The following is a 26,204-nucleotide window of genomic DNA, read 5'->3' on the forward strand; positions in this document are numbered from 1 at the left end:
CTTGAGACCTCCGGGTACGGCGAGCACGCCGTACGGGGGTCTCAGTCGTTTCCACAGGGCTCGTGCCTGTGGCCGCCGCCCGTTTCTTCGATGAGCACGTGGGCGAGCCTGGCGGTGAACGCGGCGGGGTGGGTGACGAACCCTGTGTGGTTGCCGGGGAACTCCGCCAGCGGCGTGCCGAGGCGGCGAGCCAACTCGGCCGCGCACCGAAAAGGAAAGAAGTCGCGTCCCTCCGCCCCTCCGCCCGGGATGACCCTGGTCCCGGCCAGTGTGTCGAGGTCGGCTCGGTAGCGGGCCAGCATGCCGGATCCCACCTCTGTTCCCAAGAAGTACTCGGCTGCCTCGGGCGAGGACTGTTGGCCGCGGTCGACCCCCAGGCGGGCGGCGAAGGCGCGTAGCGCGCTCTCGGCGCCGTCTGCGCGGAAGGCCTGATGCAGGTCGAGCCGTGGCCGCTCGTCGGCGGGCAGCAGGTGGAGCAGCGGAGGCTCGTGGGCGACCAGCGCGCGCACGCTGCCCGCGTGTCGCACGGCCAACTCCAGCCCGATCAGCGCCCCGATGGAGCTGCCGAAGACGTAGGCGGGCGCGAACGGTTCCAGCAGACGGCCGGCGTCGTCGGCGTGGGCCGCGATGCTGGGCCGCTCCCGGGTGGAGTCGCGGTCATAGGTCACCACGGTGAAGGTTCCGGCCAACTGTTCCGCGATAGTCCGCAGAGCGCTCGCCCGCCCGGCTCCCGGGGAGATCATCAGTAGCGGCGGTCCCGAGCCGATGACGCGGTGGTGCAGCTCAGTCATGGACGCGCGCCCTACGCAGGTAGACCGCCATCACGGCGGCCCCGACCGCGATGATGCCCCAGCCGGCCAGCCGGGAAGCGGCCAGGAACGTGGCGGTCGGCAGAGTCAGCGCCAGCACGATATGGACCACGGTGTGCACGACGAGGGTGCATCCCACGATTGCCGTGATGATGGAGGAGTGTCGGCGATTCGCTTTCGGCATCCGGCGTATGCGCGTGACCAGGTCGTGGAGTGGGTGCCCGACCGCGACCGACACCAGGCAGGCCAATCCGAGCGGACCGACCAGGAGCGCCATGTCCAGCTTCAGCGGGAGCGAGCTGCCGCCGAACGCCAGCGAGGCCAGCGCCGAAATGGCGAAGGCTGTGATGGCTACCAGGCCGATGACGTCTACCCGGCGCCGCCGGGCGAAGAGGAACACCGTCCTGCCTGCCGCGATGGCACCGCCCAGGGCCAGGGCGAGGGCGTCGCTGCCGACGTGCGGGCGGATCAGCAGGAAGGCGACGAGGGGTAACGCGGCGTTGATAGCAAGGCTCATCAGCAGGGGCCGCAGCGGCGGCCGGTCGACGCTCATGCGGGCAGCACCTGGGCGAGTGCCTGGCGCAGGAGGTCCGGCAGTGGTCTGTCCACGGCGCGGGTGAGCCAGAAGAAGACCGCCCTGCGCTCGGCCGCCGATACGGCCGCGGCCAGTACCCACGGCTCCAGGTCCCTGTCGAGGTCGGCGCCGGTCCGTTCGGCGATGGCCTCGGCCATGGTGCGCTCCATGGCCTGGGTGGCCCTCAGGTACTCGGCCTGCAGCGATGGCACGGACATGATCAGCTGGCGTCGGTTGCGCCACAAGGTGCCCGTCGAGGACGGTTGGGCCGCCGCCTGATACTGCTCCAGGACGGCCTCGGCGATTGCTGCTGACAGCGGTTCGCCGGTCGGGCGTTGTCGCAGCGCCTGTCCGGCGTTGCTCGCGCGCTCGATGGCGACAGCGACGATTGCTTCCTCCTTGCTGGAGAAATAGTTCCTGAAGGTGCGCTCGGCGACCCCGGCCGCCGTCGCGATATCGGCGATTCGTACCTGATCGAAGCCCCTCTCCAGGACGAGGCGCATGGCGGTCTGCGCGAGCTCCTCGCGCGTGATCTGCTTCTGGCGCTCTCTGAGGTTCACGTAACGACAGTATCTAAAACTTGCCGACTCGGCAATGACTGCCTAAACGGCAAGATTGATAGCGGTAAATGCCGTGCGCTCTTGGGCGCTGGAGTCGCATGCCCGGTAGGCCTGACGTCCGGCGAGGCGGGAGCCGATGTCCGGTCGAGGATCGCGATCCTGTGCAGAAAGATGCACAGTTGGGGATGGCCGTTCTGCACGACGCTACTGAGCTGGGCGTTACAGAGGCCGCCCAGCGAGGGGTTGCCCGGCTGGTGGCCGATGCGGAGCGGGGGGCCGATCTAGTAGTCACCCGCCGGCATCATCCGGTGGCGGCCGTGGTGAGCATTCGTCGGCTCGACGAACTGGAGGAAGTGGCGGCTACCTGCGTGACCTGGCGCTTGCGCTTGCCCGATCGGTCACGGAAACGGGTGAGCGAGTCTCGCTTGATGAGGTGCTGGATGCTTTCGGGCACACTCCCGAGTCGCTGGCAGCTATCCCGGACGACGAGTGATCCGTGACAGCCGTCGCCTTCACGGCCCCAGCGATGGAGAACCCCGAGGCTGGTTGTCCGCGGGGAGGAGAGCTGGCTGGCTTCCGAAAGCTTGTGGTCGGCCGCAGTATTTTGCTACTTCGAGTAGTAAACTGAGTGTATGAGCATGCCAGAGCGAGACTTCGCCCCGGGAGACGGCCCGGCCGCCAAGGTCAGTGTGTCTCTGAGAGCGGGCAACATTCGCGCTGTCCGAGAGCGAGTCGGGGCCCGTGGGTTTTCCGCCTACGTTGATGCCGCTGTGGAGCGCCAGATCGAGCGGGATCTCTTGGAGGAGGCTCTGCAGGCGAACGAGGCCGCTTCTGGGCCGATCCCACAGGCTTTGCGTGATGAGGCGGCGGAGTTGTTCCGCCGCGTCAAGTCCGCACCCGAGCTCCATGAGGACGACGGATGGCGCGCCCACGAAGCCGGTTGAGCGCGGGCACTGTCGTTCTCGATTGCGAGGGGCTCGTAAAGTGGTGCGAGGCCGACCAGCGGGTGACGGCGTTCGTGCGGGAGGCGCAGGACAACGACTTTCGGGTTGTGGTCAGCGCCATGACACCGATCGAGGCGCAAGACGTCCGTGTCAGAAGCGATCGTCTCAGGTGGTATCTGTCCCGGCTGAAGATCGAGCCGGTGACCGAGGACATATCGGCGCGAGCGATCGAGCTTCTTCGAGATGCTCGCCTGCACGGTCACAAGTACGCCATCGACGCTGTGGTCGCGGCCACCGCACTGCGCTCGGTGCGCCCTGCCGTCGTTCTGACGTCTGACGAGGACGACATGAGCAAGCTGTGCGGGAAGGCAATGCAGGTGGTCCCTGTCTAAGACTGCTTGAGGGTCAAGCGGGAGTCGCCGAACTATTGCGGGAGGCGAACCACTACCACCAGCAATATCTGTACAAAGTGCCCAATGGGTACTGCGGCATCGGCGGTACCGGCGTGGCGTGTCCGGTCGGCCTGACCTCCGGTGAGGCGTGAGCAAGCGGAGTATCGGGAGGATGCGTATAGTCCCACCCGGCGAAAGGGACCGGCCATGCGCCCCATGTAAGCGAGAGATGCATGGCCGGCTGTCTGGCTGGTAGTTGGAGGATCTCGCAGCTATCGCATCATCGGAGACGTTCCCCCTGAAGGGCTCTCGCCGCGGCAGACCGTGAGGACGAGCGCGATCGGGCGCTGGCGACTGCGTCCCGAACTTTCCCTGCCTCGTTCAAGCGCATGTTGTTCGGTTCACTTATTTTTGCTGAGACGAACAACTCGGGATGACTTTGTTCGGTACGGTTAATTTGGTCCAGCCGAACAAGATCTTGGAGGTGTAGGTGTCAGGACCGGGCAGGCCGTCGAGGGCAACTGTGTATCAGCGCCTTGAGGAGGCCGTTCGAGAGCTGCGTGACCGCTTGGGCGGTCTACCGTCCCCAGCTGAGGCAGAGGACATCTGGTCCGACATCTGGCATCAAGAGGCCCACAACAGCACTGCGATCGAAGGCAACACCCTTGTTCTGCAGGAGGTGGAGAAGCTCCTGGAGGAGGGGCGAGCCGTCGGCGCCAAGCCGCTCAGGGATTACATGGAGGTTAAAGGTTACGGCGACGCCGCGAAGTGGGTATACGGGCAGGCGCTGGAGCCGGGAGACTGGCAGAACGGCGAACTCATCACTCTTCAGGAGATCCGTCAGATACACCACACGGCTATGTCGCTCGTCTGGGCTGTGGCACCCCACCCGCATGCGACCGTTGCCGAAGAACCAGGTAATTTCCGGCAGCACGAGATCGCCAAGTTTCCCGGAGGCATGAAGCCGCCGCCGTGGCCGGAGGTCGACCCTCAGATGCGGGACTGGGTGAAGGCGGTCGACGCCCTTCGCGTCGATACGGATGAGGCGCTTCCCGAACGTTTGGCCCGCGTGCATAATCGGTTCGAACAGATACACCCGTTTCTCGATGGCAACGGACGTACGGGTCGGTTGGTGCTCAACCTGATGCTCTGCCGAACGGGGTATCCTCCAGCGATCATCTACAAGCGTGACCGAGACAAGTACCTCCAAGCCATGCGTCGAGCCGACAGTGAGGAGTTCGGCCCGCTAGGTGAACTGATCGCCCGTAGCGTGACAACAAATCTGTACCGCTTCGTCATGCCGGCGGTGGCCGGTCCTGTCAAGCTTGTCCCTCTACCCGCTCTTTCGACGCATGACGTGACCGAGAACGCACTTCGGGTCGCTGCAGCGAGGGGACGGCTACGTGCGGTCAAGGGGGACGACGGTATGTGGCGCAGCAGCAAGAAGTGGGTGGATGACTACCTCAAGTCCAGGCAGCGTCGACCGTGACCGGGGGCTCTGAGCGGACGCTGGCCACCGCGTCCCGGCTGTTCCTAGCCTTGATCAAGCATGATCCCACCGCGCGTGCGCTGGTCATAGCCATGCCGGAGGTCTTCCCGTGGGTTCGCCACCTGTCCTCGGACGAACTGCGTGCCTTCACTCTGGAACTGGTTGAAGCGCTCTCCGACGCGGCCGAACTGGATGTCGATGCCACCACCCAGGAGGTCATCGCGGGCTGGCGGACCACTGCGAGAATCAAGGCCGACCCTGCACGCTACGCCGAGGCTCGCAAGCCCACGAGCGGCGACTTCGGGCCGGTGCAGGTTTCGGCATGAGCCCGAAGCGCGGAGATCGCGTTACAGTGCCACCGCCGGATGACGAGTGGATGCCCGGTTCGGTTCCAGCGACGCGGTCAGGGGCTGGGAAGAGCTGTGCCGTCATGCCCTGGCCAATACGCGCCGATGCTTCGAGGTGCTGCGGGTTGATCCCCGTTCACGCTCCAGCCACGACCGTCAGCATCGCCTGCGCGGCGATCTCGCGACTCACCGTCACAACGGCAAGGACTTGGAGCAGTGGGAATTCGAGGTCACCAGCGGCGGGCGTGTGCGCTATGCCATCGATGACATCACCCGTACTGTCTGGGTGATCTATGCATCGCCTCGACACCCCAAAGACACCGAATAGCCGCTGCGCAAACCGGACGGCGGCTGAGCTTGTGCCCAGCGCGCGCCAGTCGGCATTGCGATGGAGGAGCACGGTCAGCGCTTGACAGCTCGTAGGACGACGAACTTGGCGTTACTCGCGGCGACCTCGCAATTGCCGAACAACCTGCGCAGCTTCACGTGGTAGCCGAGGTGCCGGTTGGCGATCACCCAAAGTTCGCCGCCGCGGCGAAGTGCCGCGCGTGAACCGTTGAACATGCGCCAAGCCGTCGCGTCGGTCCTCGCGCGGTGCGTGTGGAACGGCGGGTTGGTCAGGACCAGATCCACCGTCCCTGCCGGTACACCAGACATGCCGTCGGCCGCCAGGAACGTCGCGTTGCTGCTCATATCGACGTTCGCTCGGAGAGTGGCCTCCGCCGAAGCCAGCGCCTGGTAGGACTCGTCGATGAACGACACCTTGGCTTCGCTGTCGGTCAGTGTCGCAGCGAGCCCGATCACCCCGTTGCCGCAGCCCAGGTCCACGACATGCTCACGGCCCCGGAGAGGCGGCAGGTTCTGCAGGAAGAACCGGGTGCCGATGTCGAGGCGGTCGGCGCAGAAGGTGCCGGCGTGATTGGTCACGGTGAGTCCTGAGACCGCTCCGACATCGGTGGGGAGCGTGTAGCTTCGCGGCCACGGGCTGGCACGACGCGGCATCTGAGAATCGGGCGAGCAGAAGATGAGCCGCGCCTTCTTCGCCGCCGGCGACGTCTTGGTCGGCCCGAGAGTACGTTCGAACAGCTCCAGGGTCGAGGTGTGGATCTCGGTGACCATTCCCGCGCCGACGATCACGGTGCCCGCATGCACGTGCGGTGCGAGACGGTGCAATTGGTCCTCAAGGAGCGAGAGCCCCTTGGGCACCCGGATCAGCAGCACATCGATCCGGGGCGGTGGCGCATCCATGGTCGTACAGAGGCGCACCGTGTCCTGGGCGATCTTGTTGCGACTCAGGTTCGCTCGGGTCGCCTGCTGGGTGAGGTAGGAGTCGGTGATCTGTACGGGTCGGTGATCGGCGAGCGCGGTGACCAGGGCACCCCAGCGGTCGCCCAGCACGACCACGGTGCCCGACAGGTCGATTGATTCGCCGTCGATTCCCTCGAGATGCCGCAGCAGGTACTCGTCGGCGGCGTCCCAGGCGCGTAGCGGGTCACGGGGATCTTCGGGGAAGCGGGTGAGACCGAACTCATCTCGCGACGTCCTCAAACGGTTCATCGTGACTCAGGCTAGCGAGTCGCGCGATGCGTCCGGCACATGCCTGCCTCACCTCGGCTGACCGCCGCCCTGGTAAGCGGACAATGTCATCCTGGCCAGCGGCCACGGAAACCACAGGTGGGCGGTCAACCGTGGTCCTGGCGGACGTCCCGCACGATCTTGGGCCTGTTCGTCCAGGACGCCATCCCTCTACGACAACTACTCAAGATTTCCTGGAAGAATCGCACGCTTGCGGGCAAACAAGGGTGTGATCACTGCTCCTGACGTCTTCGAGGCCGTCTTCCAGGCCCATTACGAGGAGATCCGGCGCTACATCGGCCGCAGGCTCGACCTCGACGTAGCCGAAGACCTGGCGGCGGAGACGTTCCTCATCGCCTTCAGGCAGCGCGACCGCTTCAACGCGGCAGCAGGCGGGGTCAGGCCGTGGCTGTACGGCATCGCCACCAACCTCATCGGCAGGCATCGGCGCGCCGAGGTGCGTAGGTACCGCGCGATGGCCAGGACGGGGCCGCCATCTGACGATGAAGGACACGATCAGCGGATCGTGGACAGGCTCAGCGCGAGGGTGACGGTCGACCGGCTGGCGGGGGCGCTGGCGCGGCTGTCGCAGGGTGAGCGCGACGTGGTGCTGCTCATCGCGTACGCCGGGCTGAGGTACGACGAGGTGGCGGCGGCGCTCGGAATCGCCTCGGGGACGGTCGCGTCCCGGTTGAGCAGGGCCAGGACCAAGCTTCGTGAGGGGTTGGGATGAACGAGTTCCAGGTCATCGACTCGGTGATGCCCGACGTGCCACCCCCATCGGCCGACCAGCTGACGGCGGCGCGGGCGCGGGTACTCGCAGCCGCACCGATTCCCCCTGTGTCCAGGGCACGGATAGGCATGAAGTCGTGGACGGGCATGGCGCTTGTGGCGGCGGCCGTCGCGCTCGTGGTCGGCGCTGTAGTGATTCTCGTGCCTCGACCTGCGGTGGAGCCTGTCGCGGTCACGCCCATGCAGAAGCTGGAGGGTGCGGCCGCCAGGCTCGCGGCGGCACCGGAGGCGAAGGGTCGTTTCTGGCGACGAGACACCGAGGAGGTCATGCGGACGAAGAACGGGTATCGCTACCAGGTCGAGGAACGGGCCATGGATGTGCTCGCCTTCGGGCCCTACCGCGAGATCTACGGCTGGCGCGAGCCGATGTCGTCGAAGCCGTACACGGCCGAGGGCCTGAAGGCGTGGCGACGGGACGGCTCGCCCAAGCTGTGCCCCGCGCAGGGGTGCGACAAGAACATGCCCGCATACTCCTCGACGGACCTGAGGTTGGGACTGGAGCTCGCCGAGGGGTTGAAGCCGACGCTGACGGAACTGCGGAACCTGCCCAAGGAGCCGGCGGCGCTCAGGGCGCGGCTGCTGGAAAGCTACGACCCTCAGGTGGCCGCTGAGCGCGAGCCATGGCTCACGGGGGCCGCCTCGCGGCTCATCGACTCACCGGCGACTCCCGGCACCAGGGCTGCCGCTTACCTTCTCCTGGCGAAGTCGCCGGGCGTCAAAGTGGTCGACGGGGTTCCCGGCACGTTCGGGCTCCACGGGCTGGGCCTCCAATACGCGGGAGGTCAGCTGGTGATCGACCCCGGGACTGGACAGTTGCTCGGGAGGCAACGGCTGACTCCCGATGGCGTTGCGTGGAGCGCCGAGATCGTCAGGAAGGCGGGCTGGAGCGATGTGCGGCCGGTGGTGCCTCCCAGGTGCCATGGCTGTACAGCCCAGCTCTAGAACGTGTGGCGGCGAGCACGTAGAGCGCATCCGGGACTCTGCTTGTGGGGAAGCCGCCTCGCGGGTAGCCGAGCACGATGGGTGGGACTCGGGTCTGCCCGGTCGGCCTGACGTCGGGTGAGGCGTGATCGGCCTGGCCTGACCCGTGCCAGTCCGGCTGACATCGGACAGTTAGGTGCAGTGATGGACAAAAGGTTCGCTAACCTCTTTACGTGATCTCCTACCGTGCGATCGTCCCTGCGGACCTCCACCGCGTGACCGCTTGGGTCGTGACCGAGCCCGTCGGCTGGATCCCCGCCGACCGTTACCTCGCGGAACTGGCCGAGGACATGTACCGGCCGGAATGGACCTGGATCGCCGAGGTCGGCGACCGGGTCGTGGGACGGGCGCTGTGGTGGGGCCCGAGGGGCAGCGAGTACCCGGTCGCGCTCGATTGCCTCGACGTGGATCCCACCGTGGGTGAGCGCACCGTCGTCGCCGCCGAGCTGATCAGGGCCGCGCTGGCCGGATTCCCGCGGCCGGTGCAGTACGCGATCAAGGCGGCGGGCAGCTGGCGTGACGATGCGGACACCTCGGCGGCCGTGGAATGGCGGCGAGCGGCAGCACACGCGGCCGGCCTCACCCGGGAGGTGGAGCGGCTGCAGTTCGAGTGGGAGCCGGCTGACGGGGTGCCCCCGGCGACCGGCGTACTGCGGTTCGCCGAGGCGTCCGATGAGGAGTTCCTGGCGGTGTTCACGAGAATCGCCGAGGGCAGCCTGGATGCCCAGACCCGGGCGAGCGTGGCGGCCAAGGGCGTGGACGTGACCGCGCGCGAAGAGCTGGACTTCTATCTCAGGGCGCCAGGCAAGCGGGAGTGGTGGCGGATCGCCTATACGCACGAGGGCGAGGTGGCAGGTATGGCGATCCCCTCGGCGACGCCGTACAGCGTGAACGTGGGGTATCTCGGGGTGGTCCCGGAGTTCCGGGGGCGCGGTTACGTGGACGAGGTGCTCGCCGAGATCACCCGCATCCACGCGGCCAACGGAGAGTCGCGCGTCACCGCCACCACCGACGTGGGCAACGAGCCGATGGCGGCCGCGTTCCGGCGCGCCGGATTCCGCAACACGGAGATCCGGATCAACCTCTCCAACGACCTCCGGCCCTGAGAACTGCTACCAGGAGCGAACCGCTACCACCAGCGACACCTGTACAAAGTGCCCAATGGGTACTTCGGGATCGGTGGCACAGGCGTTGAATGTCCGGTGGGCCTGACATCCGGCGAGGCGTAGCCCCGGTGGCGGTCGGGCTTGCGTAGAGCTAGGGTCCGTCTTTTTGCTACTTCGGGTAGTAAACTGGTTCCATGAGCATGCCTGAGCGGGAGTTCGCCCCGGGTGACGGGCCGGCGGCCAAGGTCAGCGTGTCCCTGAGGGCGGGCAACATTCGCGCTGTCCGAGAGCGGGTAGGGGCCCGTGGATTTTCCGCTTACGTTGATGCCGCTGTGGAGCGCCAGATCGAGCGGGATCTCTTGGAAGAGGCCCTGCAGGCGAACGAGGCCGCTTCTGGGCCGATCCCGCAGGCTTTGCGTGACGAGGCGGCGGAGCTGTTCCGCCACGTCAAGTCGGCGCCGGAACTCCATGAGGAGGACGGATGGCGCGCGCACGAAGCAGGCTGAGCGCGGGCACCGTGGTTCTCGACTGTGAGGCGCTCGTGAAGTGGTGCGAGGCAGACCGGCGGGTGACTGCGTTCGTACGAGAAGCGCAGGACAACGACTTTCGGGTTGTGGTCAGTGCGATGACGCCGATCGAGGCGCAAGACGTTCGCGTCAAAAGCGACCGTCTCAGGTGGTATCTCTCCCGGCTGAAGATCGAACCTGTGACCGAGGACATCTCGTCACGGGCGATCGAGCTTCTTCGAGATGCCCGCCTGCATGGTCACAAGTACGCCATCGACGCTGTGGTCGCGGCTACCGCACTGCGCTCGGTGCGCCCGGTCATCGTTCTGACATCTGATGAGGACGACATGAGCAAACTGTGCGGGAAAACCGTGCAGGTGGTCTCTGCCTGAGACTGCTCGCAGGGTGACCGAGCGCGAGCGTCCAGAACTGTTGCGGTAGGCGTGCTCCGCGGTTTCCCTTCCGCCGCTCTGAGATATGGCGTCGCGTGACTCATCGCTGATCTCGAGCGCCGAGACGGTGGCGATTCGACGCCACTTGCCGGGATCGTCTCGTCTTCGGTCGCGCGCGGATCGATCCGTGTTTCCGGCCGCGCCTGTCACGACCGGGGTGCAGGCGTTTCGAGGTTCGGGGGCGTCGGGGAGGTGCGCGCTTTGGCGCCCCTGGTGGCGAAGGCGGAATATCGCGGGACCCAGCGGATCAGCGCGATGGCGGCCAGCACGCCTATCACGCCCATGGCCCCGATACCTGAGGCCAGGCTGCCCAGCCCCGCGGCGGTGGAGACGAGCAGCGGTCCGCTGGCGCCACCGGAGTCGGCGCACAGCCGCCACACGCCCAGGAACTGCGATCTGGTCTTCGGCGGTGCGACGTCCGCGCCGAGGGTCATCAGGAGGCCGCTGCCCATCCCGTTGCCGAACCCCATCAGCATGGCGACGACGGCCAGCGGCACCAGGCCGTGGCAGAGCGGCAGCGCGGCCTGGGACAGCCCCAGGACGAGCATTGACGGCACGGCGACCCAGAGCCTGCCCGCGCGGTCCATGATCTTCCCGGAAGGGTAGAACATCATGGTGTCCACCAAGCCGGCGAGCCCGAAGACGACGCCGATGGTCGAGGGACTTAGACCGATATGGTCGGCCCACAGCGGCAGCACCGTCTGGCGGGTGGCGCGCACCGACGACACGAGGAAGACGGTCAGACCGAGGGTCAGGAACACGTGACGGTGCCGCGTCACGACCGAACGGATGGAGACGGGTGCGTGCCGGCGCTGCCGCGCCGCATCCGGGTGGGCCACCTCGGGTACGAACAGGACGACGAGTCCCGCCACCAGCGCGCAGGCCAGTGCCAGCCAGTAGACGTCGCGGATCGGGCGGGCGTGCACGACCGCGGCGCCGAGGAACGGCCCGATGAACGCGCCGATTCGCGACATTCCGCCGAGCGTCGACAGCGCTCTGGCCCGCAGCTCTTCAGGGATGATCTCTGTCAGGTATGACTGGCGTGCGAGCATGAACACCGAGTTCGTCGCACCGGTGGCTGCGACGGCCAGTGCCAGTTGCCAGAGCTGGGTGGCCAGCGCGCATCCTAGGAGGGTGAGTACGGCGACGCCGGCGGCGATGAGCATGGCCTTGCGGTCGCCCAGCCGGGCGGCGAGGGCGCCGGCCGGCACGTCCGCCAAGATCTGCCCCAGCCCCAGCAACGCCAGCACCAGGCCGGCGGCGCCGACGGAGGCGCCGAGGGCGCGCCCGCTGAGCGCAATCATGGGGGTGACCGCGCCCACCCCGATTTCGAAGATCAGTGTGGGGAGGAAGACGGCCGGTGCGACTCGGACAAGCGACACTGGCCGGGGGCTCACCTTGCTGACCTCGCTTTACATGCTCGCGATGGGGATAAGGGGAATCCTAGGCATGGCAGCTGGAACCGCCGCCTCCGGGTCTGGCAAGCCCTGTTCGGCTGGTGGGCAGGCGGCGCTCGTTGCGGACGGAGTGGTCTACGGCTACGTCCGTGGGAAGGCTGGACTCCGACACCGGCAACAGGGCGGCTTTGGAGGCGGCGTAGTCCGCGATCGAGGCGTCGGGCGACCGAGCCGCCTCGCTGGCGACGTGGACGATGCTGCCCCCGCCGGGGTTCTTCTGCGGGTATGGCAGGGCCGCGCGGGTGGGGACAGTGATCAGGCGTGGGCCGTGTGCCGCTTGGTGCGCAGGGCGACGGCGGCGATGAGGACGCCGAGCAGGACGAGGGCGGCGTTGGCGGCGATCGCGATGGTGACGCCGTGCAGGATCGCTCCGGCGGTGACGGCTCCGGCGGTGGTGGCGGTGACGATCGCGGACATGATCGGGGTGCCCATGGTGATGCCGACCTGCTGGGACATCGAGGCGAGTCCGGTGGCCAGCCCCTGCTCGTGGTCGGGCAGGCCGGTGGTGGCGGTGACCATGAAGCCGACGATGACCAGCATGTTGCCGACGCCGCCGAGGAAGGTGGCGGGCAGCAGCAGCCCCATCGAGGCGGAGGTGTCGCCGAGGAACAGCAGCACGGCGGTGAATACCGTCTGCAGCAGGCCGCCCGCGATCAGTGTGGTCAGCGTGGAGGTCCGGGCCATGACCTTCGGTGCGATCATGCCGCCGACGACGGTACCCGCGCCCAGTACGCCGAAGGAGATCCCCGCGGTGAGCGCGGAGAAGCCGAGGGTCTTCTGCAAGTACAGGGTGAGCAGGTAGACGAGCGAGGTTTCGGTGACGAAGGCCAGCAGACCGAGCACGTTGCCCCAGGCCACATTGCGCTTCTTCAGCACGTGGACGGGGACGAGCGGCTGGGCGGTCTTGCGCTCGATGAAGTAGAAGGTGATCAGCAGCACGATGCCGGCCAGCAGGGAGGCCAGGGCGACCGGGTGGGTCCAGCCGTGTTCGCCGGCCTGGGTGAGGCCGAAGACCAGGGCGAGCAGACCGAGGGTGACGGCCAGGGCGCCGGGCAGGTCGACCTTGGGACGTGTGGTGGGACGCAACTCCTTGATGACGGCGGGGGCGATCAGCAGGACGGCCAGGGCGACGGGGACGTTGATGAAGAACGCCCACCGCCAGGAGAGCAGGTCGGTCAGCACGCCGCCGAGGACGGCGCCCGCGGTGAAGCCGGCGGACATCAGGGCGCCGTTCAGGCCGAGCGCCTTCCGCCGCAGTGGGCCCTCGGGGAATGAGATGGTGAGCAGGGCGAGCCCTGCCGGAGTGGCCGCGGCCGTCGCCAGGCCCTGGGCGACGCGGGCGACGATGAGGATCTCGGGAGTGGCCGCCAGGCCGCCGGCCAAAGAGGACAGGCCGAGTAGCGCCAGACTTCCGAGGAAGATCCGCTTACGGCCGACGAGGTCGCCGACCCGCCCGAAGAAGAGGGTGAAGCCGGCGGCGGACAGGGCGAAGGCGGTGGCGATCCACTGAAGGTCGGCCAGGGAGAAGCCGAGGCCATCGCCGATCGCGGGCAAGGCGACGTTCAGGATCGAGAAGTCGACCGCCAGCATGAACTGGGCGACCAGAAGGACCGCGAGGACCAGCTTGAGGCGGCCGGTGAGGTGCTGTGGAGGGACTCCGGCGGACGAGTCGGCCTCCGGTGCCGGCGCAGGCTTGGTTATGGACATGACGGGGGATTCCTTTCGGTTCGCCGTCGCATCGCGGTGGCGGGCATCCAAGGGAGCCAACGACCCGCCTAAACGGGTCTTTAGTTCCGTTACGATGAAGAACATAGCACCACAACTCCATCTAATGGAACTAGATTCCCGTTTAAGGCTCCCAGGAGTCAGCCATGACGACCTCACCGCCGCCCGGCAGCGTCCGCCCAGGCGGCCGCACCGCACGCGTCCGCGACGCCGTACTGAAAGCTGCGAGCGACGCGCTCGCGGAACACGGCTTCCACGCCTTGGACCTCACCGAGATCGCCCGAGCGGCGGGCGTCGGCAAGACCACCGTCTACCGCCGCTGGGCCACCCCAGGGGCCCTCGCCGCCGACCTCCTCGACGACATGGCCGCCCAGTCCCTCCCGCGCACCCATACCGGCAACATCGGCGACGACCTGCGGGCCAACGCCCGGCTGGTCGTCAAGACCCTCACCGACCCACGCCAGGGCCCCCTGTTCAAAGCCCTCATCGCCGCCTCCCTCTGCAACGAGCAGGCCGCGACCGCCCTCCATCGCTTCTACGCCGTCCGCATAGAGGAATGGGCCGGCTGCGCCACCGACGCCGTCGAACGCGGCGAACTCCCGGCCGGAACCGGCCCCCACCGGGTCATCGCAGCCGTCTCCGCCCCTCTCTACTACGCCTTCCTCAACACCGGCGAATCTCTCGACGAACGCGCCGCCGACCGTGCCGCCGCGGCTGCTCTCGCAGCCGCGCGAGCAGGAGCACTCTGACGACGCGGCGCCGGCTCGCTCCGGGCCAGGCGCAGCACGGCCCGCATCTCCTCGCCGTACCCGATGGCGACCTCCTCTGTGATCGCGCCCGCTGAGCGACTGAACGTTGCGGAGGTTGCCACGCTCGATCGGCGTCAGTGACGAAGTCCAGGGCGGCCGGCCCTGCGGTGACGCCCTTCGCAGTGGCGTGATCCCCTAAAAGGGACGTTGGTCCCGGTGCATTCGGGGCCTATAGAGTCTGGCTTGAGATCAGCGTGACGCCAGATCCGAGGAGGGGGATGTCCATCACGCCGCTGTCGCTGCCGCAGCCGCCTGAAAGGGCGCCGGAGTTCGGGCGGGACGCGCTGATCGCCTGCGAGAGCCTGGTGCGGATCTACCAGTCCGGATCGGTCGAGGTGCAGGCGCTGCAAGGCCTGGACCTGGTCGTGGACAGCGGCGAGATGGTCGCCGTCGTCGGGGCGTCAGGATCGGGCAAGTCGACGTTGCTGTCCATACTCGCCGGGGTCGACGCGCCCACCGCCGGGCGGGCTCGCGTCGATCGGTGGAACCTGCTGGCGATGTCCCGTGCCGATCGCGTGCACTACCGGCGGCACACCGTCGGATTCGTCCGGCAACAGACGGCCAGCAACCTCGTGCCGTACCTGACCGCACGGCAGATGGTCGACCTGCCGATGACGGTGGCCCGCACGCCGGCCCGCACCCGCCGCGCCCGGACCGCCGAACTGCTGGGCGCCCTCGGCGTCGCCGACTGCGCCGACCGGCGTCCGACGCAGCTGTCCGGCGGGCAGCAGATGCGGGTCGCCATCGCGGTGGCCCTCGCCAACGAGCCCCGCGTCCTGCTGGCCGACGAGCCGACCGGCGAGCTGGACACCGCCACCTCTGCCGAGGTCTTCGGGACGTTGCGGGAGGTCAACCGGCAACTCGGTGTCACCGTCGTCATCGTGACCCACGACCCTGCGGTCAGCGGCCAGGTCGAGCGGACCGTGGCGATCCGCGACGGGCGCACCAGCAGCGAGGTGCTGCGCCGTACCTCCACCGGCGCCGACGGCGACACGCACGTGATCGCAGAGGAGTACGCCGTGATGGATCGTGCCGGGCGGGTCCAGGTGCCGCGCGACTACCGGGAGGCGCTGGCGCTGACCAGGCGGGTCCGGCTGGCGCTGGAGGCCGACCACGTCGCGATCCGCCCCGACCTCGGCGAGCACCCATGACCGCCGGGCCGCTGCTCACCGTGCGCGGCGTCCACCGGCGCTTCGGCACCGGGCCGACCGCCGTCCACGCCTTGCGGGACGTGTCGTTCGACCTCGCCGCCGGCACCATGGCCGCCCTCATCGGCCGGTCCGGCTCCGGTAAGACCACCCTGCTCAACGTCATCGGCGGCCTGGACCGCCCGGACTCCGGTACCGTCCTCGTCGACGGCACCGACGTCACAGCCCTCGACGAGGACGGCCTGTCCCGGTTACGGCGCGAGAAGGTCTCCTATGTGTTCCAGACATTCGGCCTGATCCCGGTGCTGTCGGCCGCGGAGAACGTCGGCGCCCCGTTACGGCTGGCGCGCGTCTCACCGGGCGAACGCGAGCGCCGTGTCGAGCTGCTGCTGGAGCTGGTAGGCCTGGCCGACCACGCCCAGCAGCGTCCTGCCGAGCTGTCCGGAGGCCAGCAGCAGCGGGTGGCGATCGCCCGGGCACTGGCGGCCTCGCCCCGGCTGCTGATCGCCGACGAGCCGACCGGGCAACTGGACGCCGAGACGGGTCTGTCGGTGATGGCGCTGCTGCGCGGGGTGGTGGAGTCCGAGGGCGTGACGGCGCTGGTGTCCACGCACGACCCTACGATGGTCGCGCTGGCGGACCGGGTGATCCAGATCAACGACGGGCGGCTCGACCAGCAGGGAGCCTCGTGCTGAGGCTGCTCGCCCACCGAGCCCGCACGCAGTGGCCGCTGCTGGCAGCTCTCCTGGTGGTCGCCATGGTCGGTCCCACCCTGCTGGGCACCTGCGCCCTTCTCGTCACCCGCACCGCCGAGCAGGCGCTGGAGGTCGCCGCGTCCCGCGCCACCCCCGACCAGATCGACGTCACCGCCTACGCCGTCACCGTCCGCGGCCCGGACGCGCGATCCGTCGCCGACGACACCCGCGGCGTGCTGACCTCGGCACTCGCTCCGCTCGCCGCGACGACGGCCGCGCGCGCGTCGTCCGTGATGCGCTCGCTGCCGGCGAGGCGTGGCGGCGGAGACGGCGTCCCCGCCGAGACCTACCTGTCGGGTGTGGAGGACCTGCCTGCCCGCGCCCAGTTGACCGCTGGACGCTGGGCGCGGGCAGCGGCCGGCGGCCCGCACCCCGCCGGGCCGCTGGAGGCCGTCGTGCTCGAGCCCACCGCGCGGCTGCTCGGCCTCACCCTCGGCAGCCGCGTCCACCTCGGCGTGGAGCTGTCCGACGACCCCGCCGCCCAGGCGGTCGACGTAACCGTCGTCGGCGTCGTACGCCCGCTGCCGGGCAGGGGCTGGGATCGCGACCTCCTCGCCGGCGCCGGCTACGACCTCGCCTACCACGACGGCCGCTCCGTGCGGCCGGTCCACGCCTACGGGCCGTTCATCGTCGACCTCGCCGACCTGCTCGCCGGCGGCTCCACCATCGACCGGCTGGAGATCACTGCCCACCCCGACCTGTCCACCCCCACCCGCCGCGACCTCGACACCGCCGCCGAGGCCGTGCTCGGCGCCGACCGCAGGCTGGCGCGCACCCTCGGCAACCGGGTACGGATCGAACGCGTCGCCTCCCAGCTGCCGTCGACCCTGCTGGGCGCCCACGACCAGCAGCAGGTCACCGCCGCCGCGGTGCTCGCCGTCGCCGCCACCGGCATCGTCCTGACCGCGACCGCTCTCGCCCTCGCCGGCCGGCTCACCGCGGGCGTGCGCGCCGGCGAGACCGCCCTGCTGTCCGCGCTGGGCGTCAGCCGCGGCCAGCTCGCCGCAGCCGCCACCGTCGAGGCCAGCGCACTCGCCGTCCTCGCCACCGCGCTCGCGATCCCCGCCTCGTCCGTCCTGCACGCCGGCCTGACCCGCCTGCCGCCGATGGCGGGGGCCGGGCTCGCCGTCCAACCGGGCGTGACCGGCGTCCATGCGCTCGCCGTCGCCGGCAGCGCGCTGGCGCTCGCGGCGGTGCTGGTCGCCCTCTCGGTGCGGCCCGCCCCCGATACCGGCGACCGGCGCCACCGGCGCGAACTGCTGGCCCGCTCCGGGGCCGACCTGCTGCTCGTGGCGTTCGCCGCCGTCGGCTGGTGGCAACTGCGCGATCAGCCCACCGGCTCCGGCTCGCCCGCCGACGCCGTCCGCGTGCTCGCTCCCGCGCTGCTCCTCACCGCCGGCTCCGCGCTGGCTCTGCGTCCGGTGTGGCCCGCGCTGCGTGGCGCAGAGCGGCTGGCGCGCCGCGCTCGCGGGCTGGTGCTCCCGCTGGCCGCGTTCGAAGCCGCCCGCCGGCCGCAGGCGGTCGCCGCGGGGTTGCTGATCGGCCTGGCCTGCGCGGCGGCCACGTTCGGGATCGGCTTCGACGCCACATGGCAGCGCTCCCAGCACGACCAGGCCGACCTGTCCGTCGGCACCGACCTCGCTCTCACCCTCACCGCCCCGCCGGACGCCAGGCAGGGCGCGGCTGTCGGCGCGGCTACCGGAGGAGCGGTGAGCCCGGCCACCGACCGCGGCATCGCGGTCGGGCAGTGGCTCGGCGGCGCCGGCGGCGCACCGCGGCTGGTCGCCGTCGACACCACCCGAGCCGAGGCTCTGCTGCGCGGCCGGCTGAACGACGGACGCAGTTGGACGGACGTGGGCGCCGCCCTCGCGCCACCGACCCGCGCCGTCGGCGTCCCCGTCCCGGCCGGCGCCGCGCTCAGCCTGACGGGGACGGCGACAGGTGCGACCCCGCTCACCGTGACCCCCCGGCTGCTGCTGCAGGACGCCACGGGCCTGCGGATTCCCTGCACAGGAACGCCCGTTCCGCTGGACGGCAGGGCGCACCGCGTGCCGGCATGCGCGACGGCCGGAGGGCTGCGGCTGGTCGCGGTGTCCCTCCCGTTCGCGGGCGACGTGACCGCACCGGGGAACGTCGGCATCGGCTACTCCGATGCCTCGGGGCTCCCGGCAGGGACCGGCGACAGCCGCGTCGCCGTCACGCTCACAGTGCCCGGGGCTCCCGTCGACGCCGGCGGGTCGCCCTGGACCGCCACCTCAGCCGCGCCCGCTCCCGGGCAACTCGTCGATCCCGCCGTCGCCCTCGCCGGCAACCAGTTGAGGATGACGACGACCGTCAGGCTCAAGGGCCCCCCGGACGCCGCCCGAGACCTGGTCGCCACCGCCTTCCCGGCCCCAGGACCGGTGCCCGTCGCCGTCTCCACCCGCTTCGCCGACGAGGTCGGTGCCCGTCGCGGCTCCCGGCTCAGCCTCACGGTCGGCCTCACCGCCGTACCGGTCATCGTGACCGAGGTGCTGCCCACCGTTCCTTCCGCCCCCGGCGCCGCAGCCATCCTGGCCGACCTGGACGCCCTCTCCCGCGCCCTCGTCGTCAGCGGCAACCTCGACTTCCCCGTGGACGCCTGGTGGGTCGGCCGTCCCACCAGGGTCGACGCCGCCCTACGCGTCAACGCCCTCCACCTCGGCACCGTCACCACTCGCGCAGCCGAGACCGCCCGCCTCACCGGCGGCCCCCTGCGCGCCGGACTGCCCGCCGCGCTCCGGCTGCTCGTCCCGGCCGCGGCCCTGCTGCTGCTCGCCGGCGTCGTCCTGCATGTGACCTTCGACCTCCAGAGCCGCGCGCTCGAGGTGGCGCGGCTGCGGGGCCTGGGGATGACCCGGCGCGAGGTCCGTGCCGTACTGCTCGGCCAGCACGTCGGCATCCTGCTGCCCCTGCTCGCCATGGGCGCGGCCGTCGGCGCGCTCGCCACCCGCGTCGTCGCGCCCTTGCTCGTGCGCTCCGACACCGGCGCCGCGCCCGTCCCGGCCGCCCTGCCCATCTGGCCGTGGCCTGCCGAGGCCGCCCTGCTCGGCCTGCTGCTGGCGGGGTGCACGCTCGCGGTGACCGTCGTGGTCATCGTCCAGGCTCGCCGCGTCGACGCCGCGCACCTGCGGGTGGCGTCGTGACGTGGCGCACCGCCCTGCGAGGTGGCGGCGTGAGGTGGCGCACCGCCCTGTCGCAAGGCGGTCGCCAGTGGCTGCCCGCCCTGCACTGGCCCAGCATCCGCGGCCGCGCCCGCGCCGACGCCGGGCCCCTGCTCCTGGCCGCCGCCGTCGTGGCGGTCGTCACCCTGCTCGCCGGCGCTGTGGCGCCGCTGCTGCGCGCGACCGCCGGCGACGCCGTCCAGGACGCGGTTCGCCGGGCCGGCGGCGACGGCGACGTCCTGGTCCACGCCCGCATAGAACGCGACGACGGGCCCAACGGCGGACGCGTCCGCGCTCCCCGCCTCGCCGAGGACGTCGACGACTTCCGCGACAGGGCCACGGACGCGCTCGGCCCCGGCCTGCGCGCCGCGCTGCGTCCGCCCGTCGCCGCCGTCATCAGCCCCACACTCAAGATCACTGATGGCAGCGTGCTGCGCACCTTCCAGCTCGCCTACCTGGCGAAGGACCACGGCGCCGGCGGTGGGCCGCACGTGACCTGGATCGCGGGCGGCCCGCCCCGGCCCGCCGTTTCGGCGGCGGACAGTCACGCCGAGGTTCCCTTCAAGGGGCCGTCCCGGCCGGTGCAGGTCGGTCTGTCGGAAACGGACGCCGACGCCCTCAAGCTGCGTCCCGGCGCTCGCATACCGCTCGCGGACAACCAGGGAAACATCAAGAAGGTGCAGGTCAGCGGCATCTTCCGGGCGAGGGACAGCGCCGATCCCGCCTGGCGGCTCGCGCCCTCGCTGCTGCATCCCGTCTCCGGCGCGGACGGTGTGGGCACCACCCGGTTCGCCGGCCTGCTGTCGCCCGACTCCCTGCCCGATGCCCGCCTCGCCTTCGAGCAGGACGAGCTGCAGCGCACCGCCTGGTTCACCCCCGACGCGAGCCTGCTCACCTGGGATTCCGCCGAGGCCATCGCCGCGAAGGTGGTCGCGCTCAAGGCGACCTCCGGCTCCTCCGGCGCTCTCGACGGCTCCCTGAAGTGGGAGACGCAGCTCGACGGCGTGCTGCGGAACGTACGGACCCAGGTCGGCGCCGCGTCCGCGCAGGCGTCGGTGCTGCTCATCAGCGTGCTGGCCGCCGCGGTACTGGTCCTGCTGCTCGCCGCCGACCTGTTGGTCCGCCGCCGCGCCCCGGCGCTGGCCGCCGCGCGGCAACGGGGGGCGGCCCTGCCCGGACTCGGTGCCGAGCTGCTGCTCGAGTCCGCCGCGGTGGCGCTGTCGGCCGCCGCGGCCGGGCTCGCGCTGGCCGGTGCGGTCGCCCCGGGCGCCTCCTGGGGGTGGGTGGTCCCCGTGGTCCTCGCCGCTGCCGTCGCCGGCCCGGCCTTCGGCACGCTCGCCGCCGCCCGTTCCACCCGCGATCGGCGTGTCCCGGCCAACCGGACCGCGCGTCGCTGGGCCCGCCACAGCGTCCAACTGCGCCGCGCCGCCCTCGAGGCCGCGGTCCTGATCGCCGCGGTCGCCGGCTTCGTGGCGCTGCACCAGCGCGGGATCCTCCCTGCCGCCCCCTCCGGAGGTGCGGCCGGGCCTGCCGACGGCGGGGTGCTGCCCGCGAGCGCGCCCACCCTCGGCGTTCTCGCCGGCACGCTTCTCCTGTTGCGGCTGCTACCGGCAGGGACGGGTCTGGCACTCAAGCAGGCCCTGCGCTCGCGCCGCCCGCTGGCGGTGTTCGGCACCGCGCGTGCTGCCGCGACGTCCGCGCGCGTGCTGCCGCTTCTGGTTTTGGTGACCTCCGCCGCTTTGGCGTCGTTCGCGCTCACCCTGGACGCCACCGCCGGTCAGGGCCTGGCGGACGGCGCGTGGCGCACCGTCGGCGCCGATGCCCGCCTCGACGTCGTCCCCGCCGCCGCGAACTCCACACCCGTGCTCGCCCGGCGCATCGCCGCCGCGCCGGGAGTACGGCAGGCCGTCGCCGCGCAGGTGACCGACAGGGCGCGCGTCGTCGCCGACTCGCTGGTCGTCGCTCCGCGCCTGGTGATCGTGGACGCCTCCGCTTTCCAGCGGCTGCTGGCCTCCACTCCGCTGCCGGACGGGCCGGCGCTTGCCCGGCTCGTGGCGGCCGGTCACGGCGACGTTCCTGCGCTGGTGCGCTCGAGCGACGGCGGCCTGCGGTCAGGCATGCGGCTGCAACTGCTCCGGGACGGCGCCCCCGCCATCCGGCTCACCACCGTCGGTACGGCACCCGCCATCGGCGACGCCGATGACGTCGTCCTCGTGGACGCCGCGACCCTCGCCGCCGCCGGCATGCCCTCCGTCCCGAACACGGTGTGGGTGACCGGCCCCGGAGCGGCGCGGGCGGTCGCCGCGAGCGCCGGGAGCTCCGTCGCCGCGGACACCGTGCTGCGCGAGGAGGTGCTGCGCGCACGCCGCGCGGCGCCGCTGACCTCAGGGCTGCTGCGGTTGGCGTGGGTCTCGGCCGCGACCCTGCTGGCCCTGGGACTGCTGGGGCTCGCTCTCGGCGCCGCCGCGAGCGCGCCGGAGCGGTGGCAGACGCTGACCCGGCTGCGCACCCTCGGACTGCGGCCACGGGACGCCCGTTGGATCGCCGCGGGGGAGTTGCTGCCGCCGGTGATGGTCGCCGCCGTGGGTGGCCCACTGCTCGGGGTGCTGCTCGCACGCCTGACGCTCGGTTCGCTCGCGCTGCGGCTGCTCACCGGGCAGGCTGCCGATCCGGCCCTGGTGCTGCCGTGGTGGCAGCTCGGTCTGGTGACCGTCGCGTTGCCGGCAGCGGTCGCTGTCGTGGTGCCCATCGAGTCGGCGCTGCGGCGCCGCCGGCGGCTGAGCGAGGTGCTCCGCGCGGGCGACGCATAGCCGGTGCCCGAAGCCGGGTGGCCCTGACGGCTGTGTCGTATGTCACACCGATGTCATGTCACGGGCCGGAGGTCAGCTTGCATCACGTGGTCGTCCGCATGAGGAGAAAGGCACAATGATGACCACACACCACGTTCTGATTCTGGGGGCGGGGTACGCGGGCCTCGCGGCGGCGATCCAGCTCGCAGCTCGGACCAAGGGACGCGAGGACGTGCAGGTGACCCTGGTGAACCCGCAGGAGCGGTTCACCGAGCGGTTGCGGCTGCACATGTCGGCGACCGGGCAGCAGGTCGGCGAGATGAACATTCCGGAGTTGCTGGAGGGCACGGGTGCGGGGTTCGTACGCGGCTGGGTGACGGCGGTGGACGCGACCGCGAAGATCGTACGGATCGACGACAACCGGGTGCTGCACTACGACACGCTGGTCTACGGGCTGGGCAGCATGGCGGACACGGCGGCGGTCCCGGGCGTGGAGCACCACGCGTACACCCTCAACAGTGTCCAGGACGCCGAGTTGCTGGCCGACCGGCTGGCTCGGCTCGACAGCGGCACGGTCGTGGTCTGCGGCAGCGGGTTGACCGGCATCGAGTCGGCCGCGGAGATCGCCGAACGGCACCCGGAACTGAACGTCGTGCTGCTGGGCCGGCAGGAGCCCGGCGCGGCCATGAGCCCCAAGCCGAAGGCGTACCTGCAGGCCGCGCTCGCGCGCCTGGGTGTCCGGGTGCGGACCGGGATCGAAGTGGTGAAGGTGCTGCCCGACTCGGTCGAGCTGGCGGGCGGGGAGAGCATCGCCGCCGATGCCGTCCTGTGGACGAGCGGTACGCGGGTGTCGCCGCTGGCGGCCGCCGCCGGTCTGACCGTTGACGAGCGTGGCCGCGTCGTCACCGACGCCGCGCTGCGGTCGGTGTCGCACCCGGATGTGTACGCCGTGGGCGACGCCGCCGCGATCCGCCAGGGCTACGGCGTCATGCACGGCACCTGCCAGGGCGGCATGCCGACCGGTGTGCATGCCGCGGTGTCGATCGTCCGCGCGCTGGACGGCAAGCAGCCCAAGCCGTTCCGCTTCGGCTACTACCACACGCCGGTGAGCCTGGGACGGCACGATGCGGTCGTTCAGTTCACCCACCCCGACGACAGCCCCCGACGGGTGTATCTGACCGGCCGCATGGCGGCACGGTATAAGGAGACGGTGACTGCTTCGCCCTGGCCGACCTATGGCCGCATGAAGAAGGTGCCTGCCTCGGGCGCGTTCTGGCCCCACGGCGGCCGCTTCACCCGTATCCGGGGTGTGCGGTGACCCACGTGTCCCCCGACCACGACCAGCAGGTGTTCAACCAGCATCGCAACCTGCTGTTCTCGGTGGCCTACCGCATCCTCGGCACCGCTGCCGACGCCGAGGACGCGGTCCAGGACGCCTGGATCAGGTGGTCGGCCGACGAGCGTTCGCAGGTGGCCGATCCCAAGGCCTATTTGGCGCGGATCGTGTCGAATCTGGCGCTGCAACGGCTGCGCTCCACTCAGCACCAGCGCGAGACCTATGTGGGGCCGTGGCTTCCGGAGCCCATCCTCACCAGCGGTGACACCGCCGACGACATCACGAACGCCGAGTCGGTATCGACGGCGATGCTGGTGGTGCTGGAAACCCTGAGCCCGCTTGAGCGTGCGGTGTTCGTGCTGAAGGAGGTCTTCGACTTCAGCCATGCCGAGATCGCGGAGGCGGTGGAGCGTTCCGAGGCCGCGGTGCGCCAGGCCGCGCACCGCGCTCGCGAGCACGTGCAGGCCCGGCGGCCGCGCTTCACCGCGGACCGGTCGCGGCAGCGCGACGTCACCGAGCGGTTCCTCGCCGCCGCGACCGGGGGTGACATCAACACCCTCATGGAACTGCTGTCCCCGGACGTCACACTGTGGACCGACGGCGGGGGCAAGGTCCGCCAGGCACTGCGTCCGGTCGTGGGCGCACAAACGGTGGCCTCCTGGTTCGCCGGCATCGGCAAGGTCACCTACCAGGGCGTCGAGCCTGCCGACATGAACGCCGAACTGGTCGAGATCAACGGCGGTCCAGGCATGGTGTTCAGCGGCCTGGGGCGCGTGATCGCCACTGTCACTTTCGATTTCGACGCTGACGGCCGCATCACCACCATCCACAACGTTGCCAACCCGGACAAACTCCGGGCCATTGCCGGCGGGACCACCCGCGACGTCGGCACGCCCTGAGACCTGCGCGGGTGCACGGCCGGCGCCTGGTCATCAGGCACCGTTTGCCGGAGTGCCTCGACGGGGAGCGAGAGGCGGGAAGATCTCAGGGCGTGCGCGTCGCCTGCTTGCCGGCTGGGACCAGCCGCAGGGTCTGCGCTCGGGAGATGTTCGCCAGCGGGTAGACCTCGTGCCCGATCTTCACGACCCGCTTGCTGATGCGGATCTCACCGACCCTCTGCTTCGCCATCCCGCCGTCCTCGCTTCCGGCTGCCTCGAAGTCCTCATAGTCGTCCAGATCGTGGCGGCGCGAATGAGTACCCCTACCTATTTCTCTGGCTCCCGCCGGACAACCCGCCTACGGCGAATAGGCGTGCACGCAATCGATATCCGGCTCCGCTCGACCTGTCGTGTTTACTTCACCGTCATCCGGCTCTTTCATTATTTGAAGTACGAGTTACGGCGGGGGGCGGGTGTCAGCCGCCGAATCGGCGTCCAACCAGCTTGCACCGGCAGGTGGACAGCGAGATTCGGGGCAGAGCGAGCGGAGGTATGCATGGACGTACGCCTGGACCATCTCGTCTGCTGGGTCGCCGACCAGCTCAGCTCCTTGCGCTTCTACGAGCAGGTGATCGGCCTGCCCGGGGTGCGGGCTGAGGAGTTTCGTGAGGGAGAGGCGGCCTTTCCGAGCGTGCGGGTCTCCTCCGAGACCATCCTCGACCTGATGGCGTACGACGCCTCCAGGGGCGTGGAAGAGGGCACCGGCATCAAGGGGAGCGCCGGGCATCCGATCAACCATTTCTGCCTGGCCGTCGGCAAGGAGGACTTCGACGCGCTCCAGGTCAGGCTGAAGCAGCACGGAGTCGAGATCAGCGGCACCGGGACCAACTCGTTCGGCGCGCAGGGCATCGCGCCGGAGACGATTTTCTTCCCCGATCCCGACGGCAACGTCCTGGAAGTCCGCTATTACGAGTGACGGCGAAGGCGGGCCCGGGCGGCGCGGCGTACCAGGGGGCCCATGTCGTCCAGGGCCGTCGCCAGCGTGGCCAGCCCCTCCAGGGCGTCGAACGCGTGCTTCGCGCCTTCCGGGTCCACGCCCTCGTAGAGCTCCAGGCCCACGAACGCGGCCGCCGTGGCCTTGGCCAGCCCCGGCACGTCCACGAACTCGGCCAGCGGCGACGTCGCCAGCACCCTGCCCAGCGCCCGTTCCACCTCCTCGATCCACAGGTTGAGGCCGGTGGCGGTCGCCGGGACGAGTTTCGGCTCGGTCTGGCTGCCTGCGAGGAGCTGGGCCAGCGCCGCCACGCTCCCTTCCGCCCGTTCCTCGGCGTGCAGCGAGCGGCCGAGGTCGAGGAGCTCGCGCAGGGTGGTAACGGCGGCGAAGCGGGCGCGGTAGAGGGCTATGCGCTGCTGCGCGCCGTGTTCGCAGGCGGCGGCGAGGAGCTGGTCGACGCTGCCGAAGTGGTAGAAGACCAGGGCCTGGTTCACCCCCGCCTCGGCCGCGATCGTACGGGCGGAGACGCCCGCCATGCCGTGCTTCCTCAACGTCACGAGCGCGGCTTCGAGCAGCTTGGTACGTGTGTCGGCCACCGGGGTTC

26 protein-coding genes and 1 pseudogene are annotated in these 26,204 nt (G+C 70.1%); 19 read left to right on the forward strand and 8 right to left on the reverse strand.

The annotated features are described in order from the left end of the window. Positions 1 to 41 precede the first annotated feature (41 nt). The 3 genes from ACQPWU_RS02940 to ACQPWU_RS02950 are packed head-to-tail and all read right to left on the reverse strand — an operon-like array spanning position 42 to position 1,943. Complete coding sequence (locus tag ACQPWU_RS02940; protein ID WP_433436770.1) at positions 42 to 791, reverse strand: alpha/beta fold hydrolase; 750 nt, start codon at positions 789 to 791, stop codon at positions 42 to 44. Continuing rightward, positions 784 to 1,362 carry a hypothetical protein gene (locus ACQPWU_RS02945; RefSeq protein ID WP_433436771.1) on the reverse strand — a complete coding sequence of 193 codons (579 nt, stop codon included), beginning with the start codon at positions 1,360 to 1,362 and terminating at the stop codon, positions 784 to 786. The genes ACQPWU_RS02940 and ACQPWU_RS02945 overlap by 8 nt, the downstream gene beginning before the upstream one ends. Then, positions 1,359 to 1,943: a TetR family transcriptional regulator gene (locus ACQPWU_RS02950; protein ID WP_433436772.1), complete on the reverse strand. Its 585-nt coding sequence runs from the start codon at positions 1,941 to 1,943 to the stop codon at positions 1,359 to 1,361. The genes ACQPWU_RS02945 and ACQPWU_RS02950 overlap by 4 nt, the downstream gene beginning before the upstream one ends. Before the next feature lie 632 nt (positions 1,944 to 2,575). On the opposite strand from ACQPWU_RS02950, the gene ACQPWU_RS02955 reads away from it, so the two are divergent. The 6 genes and pseudogenes from ACQPWU_RS02955 to ACQPWU_RS02980 all read left to right on the forward strand — a co-directional run bounded on the left by ACQPWU_RS02955 (position 2,576) and on the right by ACQPWU_RS02980 (position 5,443). Continuing rightward, positions 2,576 to 2,887 (forward strand): hypothetical protein, encoded by a 312-nt coding sequence (locus ACQPWU_RS02955; protein WP_433436773.1) that lies wholly within the window; start codon positions 2,576 to 2,578, stop codon positions 2,885 to 2,887. Further along, positions 2,863 to 3,279, forward strand: a complete 417-nt coding sequence (locus ACQPWU_RS02960; protein ID WP_433436774.1) for a type II toxin-antitoxin system VapC family toxin — start codon at positions 2,863 to 2,865, stop codon at positions 3,277 to 3,279. The genes ACQPWU_RS02955 and ACQPWU_RS02960 overlap by 25 nt, the downstream gene beginning before the upstream one ends. Before the next feature lie 44 nt (positions 3,280 to 3,323). Beyond that, a pseudogene (locus ACQPWU_RS02965) lies at positions 3,324 to 3,431 on the forward strand (peptide-methionine (S)-S-oxide reductase MsrA); the annotation flags it as partial. 338 nt (positions 3,432 to 3,769) lie between these two features. Further along, positions 3,770 to 4,768 carry a Fic family protein gene (locus tag ACQPWU_RS02970; RefSeq protein WP_433436775.1) on the forward strand — a complete coding sequence of 333 codons (999 nt, stop codon included), beginning with the start codon at positions 3,770 to 3,772 and terminating at the stop codon, positions 4,766 to 4,768. Positions 4,769 to 4,818: 50 nt separating this feature from the next. After that, positions 4,819 to 5,094 carry a hypothetical protein gene (locus tag ACQPWU_RS02975; RefSeq protein WP_433436776.1) on the forward strand — a complete coding sequence of 92 codons (276 nt, stop codon included), beginning with the start codon at positions 4,819 to 4,821 and terminating at the stop codon, positions 5,092 to 5,094. Positions 5,095 to 5,140: 46 nt separating this feature from the next. Beyond that, complete coding sequence (locus ACQPWU_RS02980; RefSeq protein WP_433436777.1) at positions 5,141 to 5,443, forward strand: hypothetical protein; 303 nt, start codon at positions 5,141 to 5,143, stop codon at positions 5,441 to 5,443. Between the two features lie 74 nt (positions 5,444 to 5,517). Here ACQPWU_RS02980 and ACQPWU_RS02985 read toward each other — a convergent pair whose 3' ends face one another. Continuing rightward, positions 5,518 to 6,513, reverse strand: a complete 996-nt coding sequence (locus tag ACQPWU_RS02985; RefSeq protein ID WP_433436778.1) for a methyltransferase — start codon at positions 6,511 to 6,513, stop codon at positions 5,518 to 5,520. A 388-nt stretch (positions 6,514 to 6,901) separates the two neighbouring features. On the opposite strand from ACQPWU_RS02985, the gene ACQPWU_RS02990 reads away from it, so the two are divergent. From ACQPWU_RS02990 to ACQPWU_RS03010, 5 genes are all read left to right on the forward strand, one after another. Next, positions 6,902 to 7,423, forward strand: a complete 522-nt coding sequence (locus ACQPWU_RS02990) for an RNA polymerase sigma factor (protein ID WP_433436779.1) — start codon at positions 6,902 to 6,904, stop codon at positions 7,421 to 7,423. Next, complete coding sequence (locus tag ACQPWU_RS02995; RefSeq protein ID WP_433436780.1) at positions 7,420 to 8,424, forward strand: hypothetical protein; 1,005 nt, start codon at positions 7,420 to 7,422, stop codon at positions 8,422 to 8,424. Before ACQPWU_RS02990 ends, ACQPWU_RS02995 begins: the two co-directional genes overlap by 4 nt. A 212-nt stretch (positions 8,425 to 8,636) precedes the next feature. Further along, complete coding sequence (locus ACQPWU_RS03000; protein WP_433436781.1) at positions 8,637 to 9,569, forward strand: GNAT family N-acetyltransferase; 933 nt, start codon at positions 8,637 to 8,639, stop codon at positions 9,567 to 9,569. A gap of 194 nt (positions 9,570 to 9,763) precedes the next feature. Continuing rightward, positions 9,764 to 10,075: a hypothetical protein gene (locus ACQPWU_RS03005; RefSeq protein WP_433436782.1), complete on the forward strand. Its 312-nt coding sequence runs from the start codon at positions 9,764 to 9,766 to the stop codon at positions 10,073 to 10,075. Continuing rightward, the gene (locus tag ACQPWU_RS03010; RefSeq protein WP_433436783.1) at positions 10,051 to 10,467 is read left to right on the forward strand and encodes a PIN domain-containing protein; all 417 of its coding nucleotides are present in this window, start codon (positions 10,051 to 10,053) and stop codon (positions 10,465 to 10,467) included. The genes ACQPWU_RS03005 and ACQPWU_RS03010 overlap by 25 nt, the downstream gene beginning before the upstream one ends. Positions 10,468 to 10,673: 206 nt before the next feature. Here the strand turns inward: ACQPWU_RS03010 and ACQPWU_RS03015 are convergent, their stop codons facing one another. Both ACQPWU_RS03015 and ACQPWU_RS03020 read right to left on the reverse strand, forming a co-directional pair. Further along, positions 10,674 to 11,909, reverse strand: coding sequence for an MFS transporter (locus ACQPWU_RS03015; protein WP_433436784.1), 1,236 nt, complete (start codon positions 11,907 to 11,909; stop codon positions 10,674 to 10,676). A 330-nt stretch (positions 11,910 to 12,239) separates the two neighbouring features. Continuing rightward, positions 12,240 to 13,691, reverse strand: coding sequence for an MFS transporter (locus tag ACQPWU_RS03020; RefSeq protein WP_433436785.1), 1,452 nt, complete (start codon positions 13,689 to 13,691; stop codon positions 12,240 to 12,242). Between the two features lie 164 nt (positions 13,692 to 13,855). Between ACQPWU_RS03020 and ACQPWU_RS03025 the strand changes: the two genes are divergently transcribed. The 7 genes from ACQPWU_RS03025 to ACQPWU_RS03055 all read left to right on the forward strand — a co-directional run bounded on the left by ACQPWU_RS03025 (position 13,856) and on the right by ACQPWU_RS03055 (position 24,627). Beyond that, complete coding sequence (locus tag ACQPWU_RS03025; protein WP_433436786.1) at positions 13,856 to 14,458, forward strand: TetR/AcrR family transcriptional regulator; 603 nt, start codon at positions 13,856 to 13,858, stop codon at positions 14,456 to 14,458. Positions 14,459 to 14,736: 278 nt separating this feature from the next. After that, positions 14,737 to 15,669 (forward strand): ABC transporter ATP-binding protein, encoded by a 933-nt coding sequence (locus ACQPWU_RS03030; protein WP_433436787.1) that lies wholly within the window; start codon positions 14,737 to 14,739, stop codon positions 15,667 to 15,669. Further along, positions 15,666 to 16,361, forward strand: a complete 696-nt coding sequence (locus tag ACQPWU_RS03035) for an ABC transporter ATP-binding protein (RefSeq protein ID WP_433436788.1) — start codon at positions 15,666 to 15,668, stop codon at positions 16,359 to 16,361. Before ACQPWU_RS03030 ends, ACQPWU_RS03035 begins: the two co-directional genes overlap by 4 nt. Next, the gene (locus tag ACQPWU_RS03040; protein ID WP_433436789.1) at positions 16,355 to 19,585 is read left to right on the forward strand and encodes an FtsX-like permease family protein; all 3,231 of its coding nucleotides are present in this window, start codon (positions 16,355 to 16,357) and stop codon (positions 19,583 to 19,585) included. The genes ACQPWU_RS03035 and ACQPWU_RS03040 overlap by 7 nt, the downstream gene beginning before the upstream one ends. 29 nt (positions 19,586 to 19,614) lie before the next feature. Beyond that, entirely contained in the window at positions 19,615 to 22,413 is a 2,799-nt protein-coding gene (locus ACQPWU_RS03045) for an FtsX-like permease family protein (RefSeq protein ID WP_433436790.1), read from the forward strand. A 115-nt stretch (positions 22,414 to 22,528) separates the two neighbouring features. Beyond that, positions 22,529 to 23,710 (forward strand): NAD(P)/FAD-dependent oxidoreductase, encoded by a 1,182-nt coding sequence (locus ACQPWU_RS03050; RefSeq protein ID WP_433436791.1) that lies wholly within the window; start codon positions 22,529 to 22,531, stop codon positions 23,708 to 23,710. Between the two features lie 5 nt (positions 23,711 to 23,715). Then, the gene (locus ACQPWU_RS03055) at positions 23,716 to 24,627 is read left to right on the forward strand and encodes an RNA polymerase sigma-70 factor (protein WP_433436792.1); all 912 of its coding nucleotides are present in this window, start codon (positions 23,716 to 23,718) and stop codon (positions 24,625 to 24,627) included. A gap of 85 nt (positions 24,628 to 24,712) precedes the next feature. Here ACQPWU_RS03055 and ACQPWU_RS03060 read toward each other — a convergent pair whose 3' ends face one another. Beyond that, a complete protein-coding gene (locus tag ACQPWU_RS03060; protein ID WP_433436793.1) occupies positions 24,713 to 24,856 on the reverse strand; it encodes a hypothetical protein in 144 nt (47 codons plus the stop codon). Positions 24,857 to 25,162: 306 nt separating this feature from the next. Between ACQPWU_RS03060 and ACQPWU_RS03065 the strand changes: the two genes are divergently transcribed. Continuing rightward, positions 25,163 to 25,582 carry a VOC family protein gene (locus ACQPWU_RS03065; RefSeq protein WP_360698743.1) on the forward strand — a complete coding sequence of 140 codons (420 nt, stop codon included), beginning with the start codon at positions 25,163 to 25,165 and terminating at the stop codon, positions 25,580 to 25,582. On the opposite strand, the gene ACQPWU_RS03070 is transcribed toward ACQPWU_RS03065, so the two are convergent. Then, positions 25,573 to 26,196 (reverse strand): TetR/AcrR family transcriptional regulator, encoded by a 624-nt coding sequence (locus ACQPWU_RS03070; RefSeq protein ID WP_433436794.1) that lies wholly within the window; start codon positions 26,194 to 26,196, stop codon positions 25,573 to 25,575. The two genes, ACQPWU_RS03065 and ACQPWU_RS03070, sit on opposite strands and share 10 nt — an antisense overlap. Between the last annotated feature and the right edge of the window lie 8 nt (positions 26,197 to 26,204).

The organism is Nonomuraea sp. CA-141351 (genome assembly GCF_050944675.1).
Classification (GTDB): domain Bacteria; phylum Actinomycetota; class Actinomycetes; order Streptosporangiales; family Streptosporangiaceae; genus Nonomuraea.

Coding starts and splice junctions, on each gene's coding strand:
- ACQPWU_RS02940 (WP_433436770.1), bottom strand. CDS start 791: ATGACTGAGCTGCACCACCGCGTCATCGGCTCGGGACCGCCGCTACTG.
- ACQPWU_RS02945 (WP_433436771.1), bottom strand. CDS start 1,362: ATGAGCGTCGACCGGCCGCCGCTGCGGCCCCTGCTGATGAGCCTTGCT.
- ACQPWU_RS02955 (WP_433436773.1), top strand. CDS start 2,576: ATGAGCATGCCAGAGCGAGACTTCGCCCCGGGAGACGGCCCGGCCGCC.
- ACQPWU_RS02960 (WP_433436774.1), top strand. CDS start 2,863: ATGGCGCGCCCACGAAGCCGGTTGAGCGCGGGCACTGTCGTTCTCGAT.
- ACQPWU_RS02995 (WP_433436780.1), top strand. CDS start 7,420: ATGAACGAGTTCCAGGTCATCGACTCGGTGATGCCCGACGTGCCACCC.
- ACQPWU_RS03005 (WP_433436782.1), top strand. CDS start 9,764: ATGAGCATGCCTGAGCGGGAGTTCGCCCCGGGTGACGGGCCGGCGGCC.
- ACQPWU_RS03010 (WP_433436783.1), top strand. CDS start 10,051: ATGGCGCGCGCACGAAGCAGGCTGAGCGCGGGCACCGTGGTTCTCGAC.
- ACQPWU_RS03020 (WP_433436785.1), bottom strand. CDS start 13,691: ATGTCCATAACCAAGCCTGCGCCGGCACCGGAGGCCGACTCGTCCGCC.
- ACQPWU_RS03025 (WP_433436786.1), top strand. CDS start 13,856: ATGACGACCTCACCGCCGCCCGGCAGCGTCCGCCCAGGCGGCCGCACC.
- ACQPWU_RS03030 (WP_433436787.1), top strand. CDS start 14,737: ATGTCCATCACGCCGCTGTCGCTGCCGCAGCCGCCTGAAAGGGCGCCG.
- ACQPWU_RS03035 (WP_433436788.1), top strand. CDS start 15,666: ATGACCGCCGGGCCGCTGCTCACCGTGCGCGGCGTCCACCGGCGCTTC.
- ACQPWU_RS03050 (WP_433436791.1), top strand. CDS start 22,529: ATGATGACCACACACCACGTTCTGATTCTGGGGGCGGGGTACGCGGGC.
- ACQPWU_RS03060 (WP_433436793.1), bottom strand. CDS start 24,856: ATGGCGAAGCAGAGGGTCGGTGAGATCCGCATCAGCAAGCGGGTCGTG.
- ACQPWU_RS03065 (WP_360698743.1), top strand. CDS start 25,163: ATGGACGTACGCCTGGACCATCTCGTCTGCTGGGTCGCCGACCAGCTC.